The organism is Fibrobacter sp. UWOV1 (genome assembly GCF_900142495.1).
GTDB lineage: Bacteria > Fibrobacterota > Fibrobacteria > Fibrobacterales > Fibrobacteraceae > Fibrobacter.
Genome location: NZ_FRBA01000002.1, coordinates 55,328 through 68,424, shown reverse-complemented (window position 1 = coordinate 68,424; position 13,097 = coordinate 55,328). Strand labels below are relative to the sequence as shown.

12 protein-coding genes are annotated in these 13,097 nt (G+C 49.7%); 6 read left to right on the top strand and 6 right to left on the bottom strand.

Annotation, left to right across the window (positions count from 1 at the left end; all coding sequences use genetic code 11):
- The first annotated feature begins 130 nt into the window (after positions 1-130).
- Positions 131-253, top strand: coding sequence for a hypothetical protein (locus tag BUC02_RS16620; RefSeq protein ID WP_256375136.1), 123 nt, complete (start codon positions 131-133; stop codon positions 251-253).
- A gap of 161 nt (positions 254-414) precedes the next feature.
- Here the strand turns inward: BUC02_RS16620 and BUC02_RS04090 are convergent, their stop codons facing one another.
- Complete coding sequence (locus BUC02_RS04090; protein ID WP_072807678.1) at positions 415-1,398, bottom strand: AAA family ATPase; 984 nt, start codon at positions 1,396-1,398, stop codon at positions 415-417.
- 160 nt (positions 1,399-1,558) lie between these two features.
- Positions 1,559-2,320: a hypothetical protein gene (locus BUC02_RS04085; RefSeq protein ID WP_073319098.1), complete on the bottom strand. Its 762-nt coding sequence runs from the start codon at positions 2,318-2,320 to the stop codon at positions 1,559-1,561.
- 182 nt (positions 2,321-2,502) lie between these two features.
- On the opposite strand from BUC02_RS04085, the gene BUC02_RS04080 reads away from it, so the two are divergent.
- Together BUC02_RS04080 and BUC02_RS04075 are read left to right on the top strand one after the other, a co-directional pair.
- Entirely contained in the window at positions 2,503-2,784 is a 282-nt protein-coding gene (locus BUC02_RS04080; protein WP_073319095.1) for a type II toxin-antitoxin system RelB/DinJ family antitoxin, read from the top strand.
- Positions 2,778-3,074, top strand: a complete 297-nt coding sequence (locus BUC02_RS04075; protein ID WP_073319092.1) for a type II toxin-antitoxin system YafQ family toxin — start codon at positions 2,778-2,780, stop codon at positions 3,072-3,074. The genes BUC02_RS04080 and BUC02_RS04075 overlap by 7 nt, the downstream gene beginning before the upstream one ends.
- Positions 3,075-3,076: 2 nt before the next feature.
- Here the strand turns inward: BUC02_RS04075 and BUC02_RS04070 are convergent, their stop codons facing one another.
- Complete coding sequence (locus BUC02_RS04070; RefSeq protein ID WP_083564383.1) at positions 3,077-3,262, bottom strand: TfoX/Sxy family protein; 186 nt, start codon at positions 3,260-3,262, stop codon at positions 3,077-3,079.
- A gap of 232 nt (positions 3,263-3,494) precedes the next feature.
- On the opposite strand from BUC02_RS04070, the gene BUC02_RS04065 reads away from it, so the two are divergent.
- A complete protein-coding gene (locus BUC02_RS04065) occupies positions 3,495-4,562 on the top strand; it encodes a Fic family protein (RefSeq protein WP_073319089.1) in 1,068 nt (355 codons plus the stop codon).
- A gap of 254 nt (positions 4,563-4,816) precedes the next feature.
- The gene (locus tag BUC02_RS04060; RefSeq protein WP_073319086.1) at positions 4,817-6,901 is read left to right on the top strand and encodes a hypothetical protein; all 2,085 of its coding nucleotides are present in this window, start codon (positions 4,817-4,819) and stop codon (positions 6,899-6,901) included.
- A 19-nt stretch (positions 6,902-6,920) separates the two neighbouring features.
- Here BUC02_RS04060 and BUC02_RS04055 read toward each other — a convergent pair whose 3' ends face one another.
- From BUC02_RS04055 to BUC02_RS04045, 3 genes are all read right to left on the bottom strand, one after another.
- Positions 6,921-7,808: a BatD family protein gene (locus tag BUC02_RS04055; RefSeq protein WP_073319084.1), complete on the bottom strand. Its 888-nt coding sequence runs from the start codon at positions 7,806-7,808 to the stop codon at positions 6,921-6,923.
- Between the two features lie 193 nt (positions 7,809-8,001).
- Positions 8,002-9,483 (bottom strand): glycosyl hydrolase family 8, encoded by a 1,482-nt coding sequence (locus BUC02_RS04050; RefSeq protein ID WP_073319081.1) that lies wholly within the window; start codon positions 9,481-9,483, stop codon positions 8,002-8,004.
- A 165-nt stretch (positions 9,484-9,648) separates the two neighbouring features.
- Positions 9,649-10,578 (bottom strand): T9SS type A sorting domain-containing protein, encoded by a 930-nt coding sequence (locus tag BUC02_RS04045; protein WP_073319078.1) that lies wholly within the window; start codon positions 10,576-10,578, stop codon positions 9,649-9,651.
- Positions 10,579-10,872: 294 nt separating this feature from the next.
- On the opposite strand from BUC02_RS04045, the gene BUC02_RS04040 reads away from it, so the two are divergent.
- Positions 10,873-13,020 (top strand): glycosyl hydrolase family 8, encoded by a 2,148-nt coding sequence (locus BUC02_RS04040; protein WP_083564382.1) that lies wholly within the window; start codon positions 10,873-10,875, stop codon positions 13,018-13,020.
- Positions 13,021-13,097 lie beyond the last annotated feature (77 nt).

The window sequence follows — 13,097 nt, the reverse complement described above, 5'->3', positions numbered from 1 at the left end:
CGCACGGGTCCGAAGACGAATGGCTGCATGCACATAGAATAAGCAAAAGGAGACTTGCAACAAGCCCCCTTTTTATAGCACGTTTAGAACAAATTAATTGCACAACAACCTAATTGTTACGGCACTTTACATGACCGCAACGCTCCTCTGCAAAAGATATTCCTCCGGTAAGAGCGTTGCTCTCGCTTCCACGACTCGTCAATACGAGTCGCTCCAGCTCACTGACACGACCGCAACGCTCCTCCGCAAATGACATGCCTCCGGTCTGAGCGTTGCTCTCGCTTCCACGACTCGTCAATACGAGTCGCTCCAGCTCACTGACACGACCGCAACGCTCCTCCGCAAATGACATGCCTCCGGTCTGAGCGTTGCTCTCGCTTCCACGACTCGTCAATACGAGTCGCTCCAGGCTCACTAAGGAACCTCTACAGAATCCAAAATCTTCTGCACCACAGTCTCGGCGGAGACTTCTTCCGCTTCGGCCTCGTAACTGAGGATAATGCGGTGACGGAGCACTTCCATGGCGACGGCCTTCACGTCTTCGGGCGTCACGTAGGCGCGCCCCTGAATGAACGCATGAGCCTTCGAAGCCTGGGCAAGGCCGATAGAAGCACGCGGAGAGGCACCCACTTCCACAAAGCCCACCAGGTCGCTACGCTTGATGCTACCCGGATCGCGGGTCGCAAGCACCAGGTTCACGATGTATTCGCGCACGCGTTCGTCCACGTACACCTGCTTCACCAGCTGACGGGCGGCAAGAATATCTTCCTTCGTGGCGACGGCCTGCGGCTGACGGAGCCCCGCACCGGCAACGGCGTCCAGAATCTTCATTTCGTCGGCCTTGTTCGGGTAGCTGACCTTCACCTTCAACAGGAAACGGTCCACCTGGGCTTCGGGCAGCGGATACGTACCTTCCTGCTCGATGGGGTTCTGCGTAGCAAGCACCAGGAACGGTTCATCCAGCTTGAACGTCTCGTCGCCGATGGTGATGTGGCGTTCCTGCATCGCTTCGAGGAGGGCGCTCTGCACCTTCGACGGAGCACGGTTAATTTCGTCGGCGAGCACCAGGTTCGTAAACAGCGGGCCCTTGCGGGTCTCGAACTTCGCTTCCTTCGCGTTGTAAATCGTGGTACCCAGCAAGTCGGCCGGCAACAGGTCGGGCGTGAACTGGATGCGCTTGAAATCCAGCGACACGGCATCGGCAAAAGCCTTCACCGCAGTCGTCTTGGCAAGGCCCGGCAGGCCTTCCAGCAGCACGTGGCCGTCCGCCAAAATACCCGTCAGAATGCTTTCAACCAACGCCTTCTGACCAATAACCGTACCTTCCACTTCACGCAGCAAGTTCATGCAAAAAGCGCTCTGTTGGCGCACCTTTTCCGAAAGTTCCTGAATATCCATTTAGTTAACCTCTTCTGTTTTCGCGATTTAAGATACAAAATTCCACGAAAAAAGGCAAATGAGGGATTAAGTTGGCAGAACTTAGAGCTTAGAACTTAGACAAAATGTAACCGAGCGGTCATTAAAAGGGGGGGGGGACACCCCCTAATGCCCTTGATTTCTACCAGCCAATTATACTCGCTGTTATAGAATAGCGGTTAATATCTCTTACAACATCCTCATCGGAAGAATTCTTTTCAACTCGTTTATACGTCAAATCTCGACCATATCGAAACTCAACACCAATCCTTAGCGTTTCCATAAGAGGAAAAGACACATAACCTCCTCCTCCTATTTCATCGTAAAAAATAGGCATCGGCATCGGGATTCCAAATCCAATCGCATCTCCATATGTATAATCCTCACGACCATTTCTAGACCAGTGCTGAGTCAAACCTATACGAATTTTTTTGCCAATGGGCAATTGTTCAATAATGGACACTCCTCCGCCCCATTGAAAATACTTGTGTTCCACTTTTTCTTGTTGCCACACCCAAAGATTACTCCAGCCCATTATGCCGAAATAATCACACACAAATCCAGCTTGTATATAAGGCGTTATAAAATCTAAACCCAAGCCATATTTAAAATAGCCAACACTTCGTTGCATCGATACTGAAAATTCAATCGGCCATTCAGTCGCTTTATAAAACCAATCTTCATGTTCAATTCGACCCACTTTTTCTTTTGCAATATAACGCTCATCATTTTCCCCATAAGCAATATCGCCCACAGTTACAGTAAGAGAAGCATTCCTTACAAAAGATTCTTCGTTCTTCTCCATAAACGCAGCAGCGGATGGCGGATGAATAATGGCAACACTGCACCCCACAAACAGCAGGGAGCACATAGCCAAGACTATCCATAAAATTCCGCGGGCCATTATCTACAAAATAGAATATCTAGCCAAAACCCGGATTCATTCCATCCAGCAATTTGCAAGCTTTATCAAATAAAATAGAGCCAAACAATGTCAAAACAGTTAAATACGCACATAAAACATTGACTTTTTTGTGATTTTTATGTATATTTCACTTAGAATCCACCCACTTAAAAGAGGGCACAATGGCAAATCTGACGATTACACTGGACGACGACGACAAAAAGGGCATCGCCGATTTTTGCGAAAAGGTGGGAATGACCATCTCGGGGCTATACAACGTATTTACCAAGCAGGTTCTACGCGAAGGAAGAATCCCTTTTGAAATTTCCATCAACCGTCCGAATCGGGATACCATCAAGGCGATGGAAGAGTCCGATGAAATTTATGCGAAATACCTGAAGAACCCCGCGAAGATGAAGACGTATACGGTCAACGAAGCCATTCGGGAGATGAAATCTTGGTAGAGAAAGGACCTAGATACAAAATCCTATGGACATCACAATACAAGAAAGATGTCAAGCGAGCAAAGAAACGGAATTACGATATGGAGGAATTATACGCCGTTGTTTCAAAGCTCGCAAATGACGACCCTCTTGAAGACAAGTATCGGGATCATGCTCTTGGAGGAAATTGGTCCGGGCATAGAGAACTTCACATCAAGCCGGATTGGCTCTTGGTTTACCGTAAACAAGACGATGTATTGATATTGGAACTTGTCCGCACAGGATCGCACTCGGACCTGTTTGACAAATAAAATCACATCGCCGCGGGCACAGGCTTCACCAGCAGGCGGTCATCGTAAATCCCGCCGAAGATTTTCCCGTCGGCATAGAGGATGTATTCGCCCATCATCTTGCGGGTCGTCACGCGGAATCCGCCTTCAAGCAGCTTTCCATTGAACTGCTCCAAAACATGGTCACGAAACTTCTCTGAACTCGGCATGGATTCCTCTCAACTTTTTTCACAATATAAAAAATTAATTTGTATATTCTCCTCATGTCCAATTATCTATTCCTCATCCTCGCCATTGTCGCAGAAGCCGCTGGTACCAAAAAGCACCGAAAAGGTGGTGCAATACCACCTTTTCGCAAAAAAAGTACAGATTAAGCACAAAAATTCATATTAAAAGGTGGTACAATACCACCTTTTAAGCAAATTTTATTATATTTAGGATATGAAGCGCCCAAATCTCGAAAATACCCTTGCCGAATGGCAGGCAATGCAGCCCCTTAGCGAGCACGACCAATTTCGCCTGAGCCGTCGTTTTTCGGTGGATTTCAACTACAACAGCAACCATATCGAGGGCAATACGTTAACATACGGACAAACGGAATTGCTGCTCTTTTTTGGCAAGGTGGAAGGCATCGCGAAGGTTAGGGATTGCGAAGAAATGAAGGCCAGCGAAGTTTGTCTTAAAATAACTTCAGAAAAATCGCAGGACACACTCTCACCATTAACTCAAAATTTCATCCGCCAATTGCACAGGACCCTGATTCGAGAAGATTATCAAGTCCATTACACTCTTCCCGACGGGAACCACTCAGCATATACAATTCATGCGGGGCAATACAAAACGCGCCCGAACAGCGTCATTACACGTTATGGAGATATTTTCACCTACGCATCCCCAGAAGAAACTCCTGCCTTAATGGCTGACCTTGTAGATTGGTACAACGAAACGGAATCGTCAAAATCAATGAATCCTGTCGATCTCGCCGCTTTGTTCCATTACCGTTATATCCGCATTCACCCCTTTGAAGATGGAAACGGACGAATTGCACGATTACTCGTCAACTACATTCTAGCCAGGCACGGCTACCCGATGATGGTGGTCCGTAGCCGCAAGAAAAACGAATACCTTGACGCTCTACACCAATCCGATTTGGAAATCGGCGACGCCCCTTCTGATGGAGCACAAGCGACTCTTCGACAAATCAGGGCATTCAAGAATTATTTCAAGAAAATTTATGCCGAAGAAATCGCATACAACATAGGCTTTGTTCAGGAGCATTCACCCGATGTTTGGTGGTACGATGGGGAACGGATAACATTCCGCAGCGAGAACTCGACAAGAATTCTCGAAAGCTTATTGGATAACCCATCCATTACATACCGAGAACTACAACAAAAAATCGGGATCAACATGTCAGCCATTCAAAAACAGTTAAAAAATATGACCGACAAGGGGTATATCCTGCGGTCGGAAAACGAATGGCGAGTGATTATCGTTCCTTCTACGTAGAACAAACACCCCTAAAAACATGGTCACGAAACTTCTCTGAACTCGTCCTGATTATTTCAGGCGTCGCCGTACTGAATCTATTTTCGAAAATGGATCTCCACTAGGATATTCTATTCGACGGGTTCTATCTGCGGTCTTATCCTGCAGGGGGAGATAACCATTTCGGCGAAAGCCCCCCCCCTCGCACAGATTAATTTATTTTCAATAGAAAATCACCTTAAAAAAGTTATATTTAACAGAGAAAAGGAGGAAATATGAAAATTCTCGCTTTGGTGTCACTCATCGTATCCACAATCGCATTTGCCGCTCCGCAGTACCCGTTTCCCCAGAACAAGCAGTATGCATACGGGCATATCTTCAACCCCGACCTGAAAAAGACGGAAACCGCCATCCGCCAAAAGTTCGATGACTGGCGCAAAAAATGGGTGACTGAGAATGTCATGGTCGATGGCGTTCCGACCGCATACATTAAAATGTCTGATTCCAAAATTTTCCGAATTTCTTCTAAAGACATTGCATACGGTATGTTGGTTTCGGTTTATATGGCCGATGCGTCCAACGACGCCCAATCGCTATTCAACCAATTCATGAACTTCTACCGTTGCTTCGCTCTCGAGAACAAAGAACCAAAAACCTGCAAAAGTCAAAACTTCAAAATTATGGCAGGCGAGGTTTCCGAAAATGATTCCAGTTTAGTTCGTTTTATGGGCGTGTCCAACCCCATTGCCGACATGGGTGCCGCTCTTGCACTTCTCTTGGCCGACAAGCAGTGGGGTTCCGAAGGTGCAGAAAAATACGCAACCTATGCAGAAACGCTATTGCAGGACATCTACAACAATGATGTAGATGCCAGCGAAAAGACTCATATCAAGGCTTATTCGGACTATGATCCCGCATTTAACCCTAGTTATTCCGCCTTTGCCAACTTTAAAATTTTTGCTGAATCTGGAGCGGCACTCAAGGATGCATGGAATACATTGGCAAAGAATACCGCTGCAGAACTCGTCCTCTGTCAGGATTCCGCAACAGGACTCGTTCCGCTCTGGTGTGATTATAGCACGCATAAACCAGTGAAGGTTATGGATGATTATTCTTATGAAGAAGATCCTGGTTTCAATTATGACGCTTTATTGGTCCCATGGAGAATGGCTACGGCCTATTATTGGTACGGCGACGAAAACGCCAAGAAAGTTAATGATAAACTTGCCAAGTGGTTGTCATCTGCATCGTATGGACATGCTAGCTATATCAAAACCTATTATAAATTGGATGGTTCAAACTCGATTTACGGCAAGAAGGATGTCGCAGAAGCTAGCGGTGTCGGTCTAGCATTTAGTTCTACAGACAAGTACGATCCCTATTTGGAGACGGTCTACGAATCACTGATGAACCTGAATTCCAAAACGGCAAGAACGGAGACGGAACGTATTTTGGAACTGTTACTCTTGACCGGAAACATGCCGGACTTGACACATATGGAAAATACGAAAAACATCGTAACCGCATCGGTTATGCGTCAGCCACAAATGCCCAAAGGCACGCAGGATTCTACGCTCAAGGTTTCCGGTTTCGGAAACTGGGTTACCAAATCGAACGGCTTTAACAAAATCACCATCTTCCCCGATTCCACCAAGAAACCGCTCTTTGCCGATAACGGAAAGGCTTTTGTCAAAGCCGAAATGCGTGCGGAGTCTAGCGTAGGCAAGGATTGCACAGGAGCAGATTGTTACGTCTTTAGCGGACTCGCTCTTTATCTGGACGACAAGTACCAAGACCTGAGCGATGTAGATACCATCCGCATGACACTCAAGACGCAAGGCGTAATCGAAGTTTCTGCACTTTGCTACGGCAAAAACGAAGATGGGCTCGGGATTCCCTGTTGGAAAGGGGGCCCCATTAACCCCAGCGAAAATTTTACAACCTTAAGCTTCTGGATCGACAACCATGAAATAGAAAAAGAAACCATGGGCAAAGTCAAGGGCTTTGCTTTCGAACCCATGATGACTCCGGGCGGCTACGCCTCTATCGAAATCCAGGACATCAAGTTCTTAACCCAAGACGGCAAACTTGCCAAGCTTTATAACGTTCTTGGAATCGACACGACGCAGCAGCCGGTAATACTCGCCACCTTGAAAACAAGCAAGCCCGCCATCCATGTCGCAGGCCGCACCATCAGCATCCAAAACAGCATGGTTGCAAAGACGCAACTTTTCGACATGCAGGGCCGCCTGCTTCTTGAAAAGACAATCCGTCCGAACGACTTCATAAACGTACCCTGCTCAGGCTCTTATATTTTGCGCTTGAACAACCAGGTAATACCGATAAAGGTTCACGAATAATTCGCGCGCTATTCTAGCGCTAATCTTCTTCCTCGGAAATGCCCATAAGGGTCATGGCACCTTTCCAGGTTTCCTTGTTTTCAAAGCCGTCGCGCTTGCCGCCGCCGTAGCGGGCGTGTGCGAATTCTTCTACAAGGGATTCCCAGCCTTCCAATTTACCCTCTTTCACGAGGTTGTCGAGATTGACCGCGGAGGCGGCCATTCCAAATTTATCGGCCACGTATTCCTTGCAGATGCTTTCGAGCTCCAGGAGCCATTCGCGACTGTCGGCCGTATTCACGCGCTGTTTGAGCACCAGCATTTGTTCGCGCAGGGCGTTTTCTGCGGCATTTTTAGCCGCGACAGCCTCTCGCACGGCAGCACGGCGTCTCACGCGCCACAGGCCCGCTAAAAGCACGCAAACAGCCACAATAAGCCCCACACCAAGCGGAAGCGGATTAAACGGTTCATTCACGCGCACGTCCACGCTTTCGCTGCGCAAATCGAGCGGTTGCCCCATTTGCGTCGGAATTTCAAACCGCATCGCCGGAATATGCAAGTCGCCCGTATCGGCAGCCAAAATCTTGTAGGTAAACGTAATCGAGGCGACTTCCTTGCCGTCTTTCACCGACCGCGCCGATTCCTGCGACATGCCCACCTGAGTCAGGCCCTTCGCATTCGCCGAGCCCGTCGGCACCACCAAAAGCGCACTCCCTTGCACGCCCCATGAAACAGTCACCGGAAATTCAAACGTGTCGCCCACGGTCACCGCGGGCATTCCACCCTGCGGCCCTGCCGAAATCGAAATCCCGAGCTGTTCCGGCGTCGGCATTTCGATCTCCGGCGCTGCGACAACGCTATCGCCAGCACCAGCAGACTGCAACGAATCCGCCGCCACACTTTCCACATTCAAAGAATCATTTTCCATACGCGAAGAATATACAAAAGCCGAGAGTCGTGGGCAATTCGCTTGCACATGACCGAGGCGCCAATTATGGCTCTGCGAAAGCAGAGCCCATATACAAAAAGAAGCCCTTGACGTTTAGTCAAGGGCTTCTTATGCCGATGAGGGGACGCTGGCTTACGCCAATGCAATCTTATAACCGTCCCCGAATCTCTATTTAAAACGGTCTTACAAAGGCTCCGTTCAGCAAGGCGCTATACATTCCAAGCAAAATATCGGTAAAGTAGCTGCTACCGCTGTTGCTCGGGACCTTCGCGTTGACCAAGGCCGTGCAAGATTCAAGCCAAGCCGGGTTGTTGCCAAGGCCAGTTGCGCACCAAGCCGAAAGCCAATGGGCCGGAACTGTCGAAGTATTAGCATCTTTCTTGGCCGGATCCCACGAGTAGTTGATTGCAAGAGCCGCACTGGAAGGGTCGCCACCGGATTTTCCGACAATAAAGGTATTCAGCGTGGTCAGCACACTGAGAGCACGCGGATCCTGGAACCAGTAGTAGTCCCACGCAATACGCCACGGAATACGCACCGATTCCTTGTTGAACGTCCAGTAAGTATTATCGGCAGAACCATTGGCCGGCTTTGCAGCAGCGCCAGCGGCATCGCTCCAGTCAGGGAACACGCCGGTACCCGCAGCCTGCACCGTGGCCATGTAGTTATACATGGCATCAAGCACGCCAGCCCAGTTGTGGTTCGGGTCAACCATGGCGAACAAGCGGAGCGCCACCGGAGAGAAGTAACTCAAGTTGTAGACAATCGGGCCCGTGGAGCCGTCCCACATGGGAGTGTCGCCCGACAAGAGCAGCAGGCTTGTCTTGTTGACTTCGTGATCCCAAATAGCGCCAATGATATTCAAGGCATCGGCAAGGTATGCCTGGTTCAGCGTCTTGTAGTACATCAACACCAACGAAGTCGCGATATCCAGGTCGGCATCTGTCGCGCTGGAATTGTCGATTTCGTTATAGTGGAAACTGAACGTAATCCACGGAGTCAAATAAACCGGAACTGTCGATGTAGAATTGTACGAACGATAAGCCCTGGAGTAATTCCACAAGCGAATGAATGCATCTTCATCACCGTTGAAGTAGGTCAACAACATGCCGTAACCCGTACCTTCAGACACCGTGCAACCACGGGCCTTCATGCCAGGAACAGTAGAGTTCTTGTCTTGGCATTGCTTGGCGTAATAGCCCGTAGTCTGAGAAGACCAAATGACACGACCCGCAGGCAGAAATTCAGGGAGGAAGATGTCCGCATAGTCTTGGGCAATGTCAGCATAATAAACAGATTCTTCTTCAAACGTGACAAAGTGGAAAGGCTTCCAAGCCTGGTAAACCGTTGCCGGATAAGCCGTATTGGCGGTAGAGGCAAGAGGCACCGTCGGAGTCCACGGAGCCGTCGGATCAACAACCACCGGCGGCGTCGTCGGATCGGTCGGAGTCACAGTCGGATTCGTGCTGGGATCCGTCGGGTTCACAGACGGATTCGTGGAGGGGTCTGTCGGAATCAAAGAAGGGTCGGTCGAAGGATCTACAACCGGATTAGCAGGAGCTGCCGACGAATCATCGCCACAAGCCATTAAACCAAATGCCGCACTTAAAACCAGAGGGGCAAACATCGGAGCTAAAAGTTTTTTAATCTGCATAATAGCCTCATTTATAGTTTTGAGTTAAATATATATTTTATTCCCCCTATACGGAAAAATAACCCTCAAAAATTATAATAGGTATGGTCTAAATCACAATTTCGTATACAATTAGAAAAGGCCGCGCTATGCGCGACCTTTTCTTAAGATTTTACCGAAGTAAGATTACTTCAGCATGATCTGCTGAGAGAGACCCGCAGCGCGAACCATGTAGACACCAGCCTGAAGCTTGGAGAGGTCCATGGTCTTCACGGAGGAAGCAGCCATCACGACCTGGCCCTGGAGGTTCACGATTTCAGCCTTGGCAACAGACTTGCCGAAGGAGAGGGTGCGGCCAGAGAGCTGAGCCTTGAGGGAGCCAGCAATAGCCTTGGCACCGATAGCACTACCACCTTTACCAGCCGTCAGAGCGCAGCCACCACCGTTAGCACCGATGGCCATGATGTTAAATTCACCAGAGGTACCATCCTTAGCCTGGATCTTGAACTTCAGAGCAACGAGCTTAGCGGCAGCTTCTTCACCGGTAATCTTGCCGTCGCCCCAGCCAGCCTGCTTGAAGCCGGACCAAGCGAATTCCTTCACGGTACCGGCAGTAGACTTAGCGAGAGTCACAAACGGGTTATCGTAGCCGAGAGCCTTGTCTTCAGCGTCGCCGAGACCCATTTCGAGGCTTGCGCCCACGTCAACGGAGTAAGCGATGCAAACACCGCCCATAGCGGTAGCGTCAGCAGCGACCATCACGTCAGAATCAGCGTCCGTGCTACCGGCAACGTTAAAGCCGATACCAACGAACGGGTCATAAGTCAAAGTACCCTTGCTCAACTTGAAGGTACCGCAAACACCGTTGCAGTAGTCGATAATCGGGTCGAGTGCATCCGGAGACCATTCAGTACCCTTATCAACCGGCCAAGTAACAGTAGATGCGCCACCGTCGGCGTCGTCACCGTAGTTGAACCAGTAACCGGACTTTTCGCCACCGGCGTCAAGTTCGGTGTTGACCTGATAGACCATAGCGTCACCCTGCCAAGTTTCGAAGCCGAAAGACATCGAAGCTGCGGCCAGGAAGGCAGAAGCAGTAAGAATTTTCTTGTTCATAATTCTCTCTCTTTTTTTAATGTGATAGCTCAAAATGAGCGGTTTGCCCCTTAATATATCTTTTTTTTCGCCCCCTTGTCAAAGATTTTTTCTCATTTTACGGCATTTGTTAACTAGGCTTGCAATAAACGCCTAATTTTCGCGAAAAACGCAAACAAGTCTACAAAAATTTACAAGAAACCCCTAAATTCGTTCAAATTCCAAATGTTAGCTACATCACACTTGGCACATGCTCAACTTTTTTATTTCTTTCATAAAAGTGATAAAAAAGGAAAATAATTTAATTTTATCGCTATGCCTAAAAAATCTCTATATAATGTGCTAGCTGCAGCATCTATCGCCACGCTCCTTGCAACGCAGGCTTTTGCAGCACCTCAATACCCATTCCCCCAGCAAATGACATATAAGTACGGCAACACCGCAACGTATGTCGACCCAAACGTCATCCAGACTCATTTCAACGACTGGAAAAGTGCCTGGTACGAAGACATGGGCAACGGAACCGCACGAATCATCAGCCCCAACGACAGTACCGAAATGTCGGTGTCCGAAGGTATTGCCTACGGCATGATGATTATGGTCTACATGTCGAGCACCCAAGCCGACCACCAAAGCGAATTCGACAAACTGTGGGCCTACTGGAAAAAGTACGCCGGCGGTTCTGCCGCGGGCATGAACTGGCATGTGAACAACAAGAACGGAAACGCCGACAACGGTTCAGCTTCTGACGCAGACATCGATGCCGCATTCGCCTTGATCATGGCCTCCAAGCAGTGGAACAACACCACCTACTTGAACGACGCCAAAACCCTTATCAGCTGGATGAAATCCAAGGACATGGAAAGCGACGGCCGCGTCAAGGCCGGCAGCAATTGGAACCCGGCATTGAACCCCAGCTACGTGATTCCCGCCGCATTCAAGCTCTTTGCCGACGTCACCGGAGATTCCTTCTGGGAAACCGCCGTCAGCACAAACCTCAAACACCTTTCGCAGTGCCAGAATGCAACCTCGGGCCTGATGCCCGACTGGTGCGATTGGAGCAGCCACAAGGCCGCCGACAATACGGGAGCAGCCGTTTCGGGCGGCAAGGGCGGATTCTTCGATGACGCCGCACGCACCCCCTGGCGCATGGCCATGGCCTACAACTGGTACGGAATCAAGGAAGCAAAGCAGGTAAACGACAAGATTGTCCCGTGGCTCGAAAAATCGACTTACGGCGACGCCAATATGATTTGGCCGGGCTACTCTCTTGACGGAGCAAGCTGCCCCTACGCCTTCTTTACCACATCTACCTATGTCGGGGGCCTCGGACTCGCCATGGGTTCGGCAGACGACCCCAAGAATTACCTGGAATCCGTCTACACGGTTCTTGCAAATTCCGAAGGCGCCAAGAAGGCCGGCGCCTACAAGGGCGAAAAGTACTACCCCGCCACGCTCAATATTCTGTACATGCTCTCCATGAGCGGCAACATGCCCAACCTATACGACATGACGGGGCTTACCAAGTACACCCTGACCAAGACCCGCATGCCAACCGCCCCGAACGCCACCTTGATGCCGGTCAATTCCGGCGCAGCCGTATGGGGTTACGAAAACTGGGGCACCTACGCCGACAAGTACGGCGTCACGGTCATGGTTCCCGATTCCGGCAGCTCGGGTGTTTACAAGATGGCCGATGGCAGATACATTGTGAGCGCCGAAATGCGAATCGCCTCCGAACCCACCTACGAAGCCGGTGCCGACTTGATTTACCCCTTTGCAGGGGTCGCCCTTTCTTTCGACAAGCAGGACGGTTACTACGACCTTTCCGACCTTGCCGCCATCAGGCTCACCTACACGAGCCAGGGCGTTATCCGCTTGGCCATTTTGGACCAGCAGACCATCATTGACCAAAACGAAGGGGGCGAACCCGGATTCTTCTTGCACCCGTCAGCCGAAGGCACGACCGTGAATATCGGCGTCACCGAAGACGATTTCGGCTACAGTTACGAAGACTACCTGAAAGACAAGTTTGTAACGCCCTCCTGGGTAAGCGGCGGCGGAAACGACCGCGATATGGTCATGAAGGCTGTCCGCGGACTCAAATTCGAGCCCAAAATGAGCAAGGGCGGCTTCGGCGCCATCACCATTTACGCCCTCGAGCTCCTGGACGCCCAGGATCAGGTGATTACCCGCCTTACGAACGGGAATTTCGACGCCATTAGCCCCAAACGTGCCGTAAACGCCCAAAATGCCCAAATTCAGGGCAAAAACATCGTTTTCAGCAATATGCCAGGCAACGCCAAGCTTGAAATCTTCGACATGAACGGCAACAAAATCGCCTCGACGGGCCTCCAGAAGTCCGGTTCCCTGGCTATTGACCAGCTTGTTCACGCCAAGGGCAACTACATCGCCCAAATCAAGGGCGAAGGCATCCAAAAAAGTCTCCGTATTCGCAGGTAAACATTATTTTAAGGGTTAATAGCCCCAATTTCTCCGTAATTAAGGTATCTTTAACATCGATGGGAAAAAGTATGGGA

Bases quoted from the DNA above. Each gene is read 5' to 3' on its own strand.
- BUC02_RS16620 (WP_256375136.1), top strand. From the start codon at position 131: ATGACCGCAACGCTCCTCTGCAAAAGATATTCCTCCGGTAAGAGCGTT.
- BUC02_RS04090 (WP_072807678.1), bottom strand. From the start codon at position 1,398: ATGGATATTCAGGAACTTTCGGAAAAGGTGCGCCAACAGAGCGCTTTT.
- BUC02_RS04085 (WP_073319098.1), bottom strand. From the start codon at position 2,320: ATGGCCCGCGGAATTTTATGGATAGTCTTGGCTATGTGCTCCCTGCTG.
- BUC02_RS04080 (WP_073319095.1), top strand. From the start codon at position 2,503: ATGGCAAATCTGACGATTACACTGGACGACGACGACAAAAAGGGCATC.
- BUC02_RS04070 (WP_083564383.1), bottom strand. From the start codon at position 3,262: ATGCCGAGTTCAGAGAAGTTTCGTGACCATGTTTTGGAGCAGTTCAAT.
- BUC02_RS04065 (WP_073319089.1), top strand. From the start codon at position 3,495: ATGAAGCGCCCAAATCTCGAAAATACCCTTGCCGAATGGCAGGCAATG.
- BUC02_RS04060 (WP_073319086.1), top strand. From the start codon at position 4,817: ATGAAAATTCTCGCTTTGGTGTCACTCATCGTATCCACAATCGCATTT.
- BUC02_RS04055 (WP_073319084.1), bottom strand. From the start codon at position 7,808: ATGGAAAATGATTCTTTGAATGTGGAAAGTGTGGCGGCGGATTCGTTG.
- BUC02_RS04050 (WP_073319081.1), bottom strand. From the start codon at position 9,483: ATGCAGATTAAAAAACTTTTAGCTCCGATGTTTGCCCCTCTGGTTTTA.
- BUC02_RS04045 (WP_073319078.1), bottom strand. From the start codon at position 10,578: ATGAACAAGAAAATTCTTACTGCTTCTGCCTTCCTGGCCGCAGCTTCG.
- BUC02_RS04040 (WP_083564382.1), top strand. From the start codon at position 10,873: ATGCCTAAAAAATCTCTATATAATGTGCTAGCTGCAGCATCTATCGCC.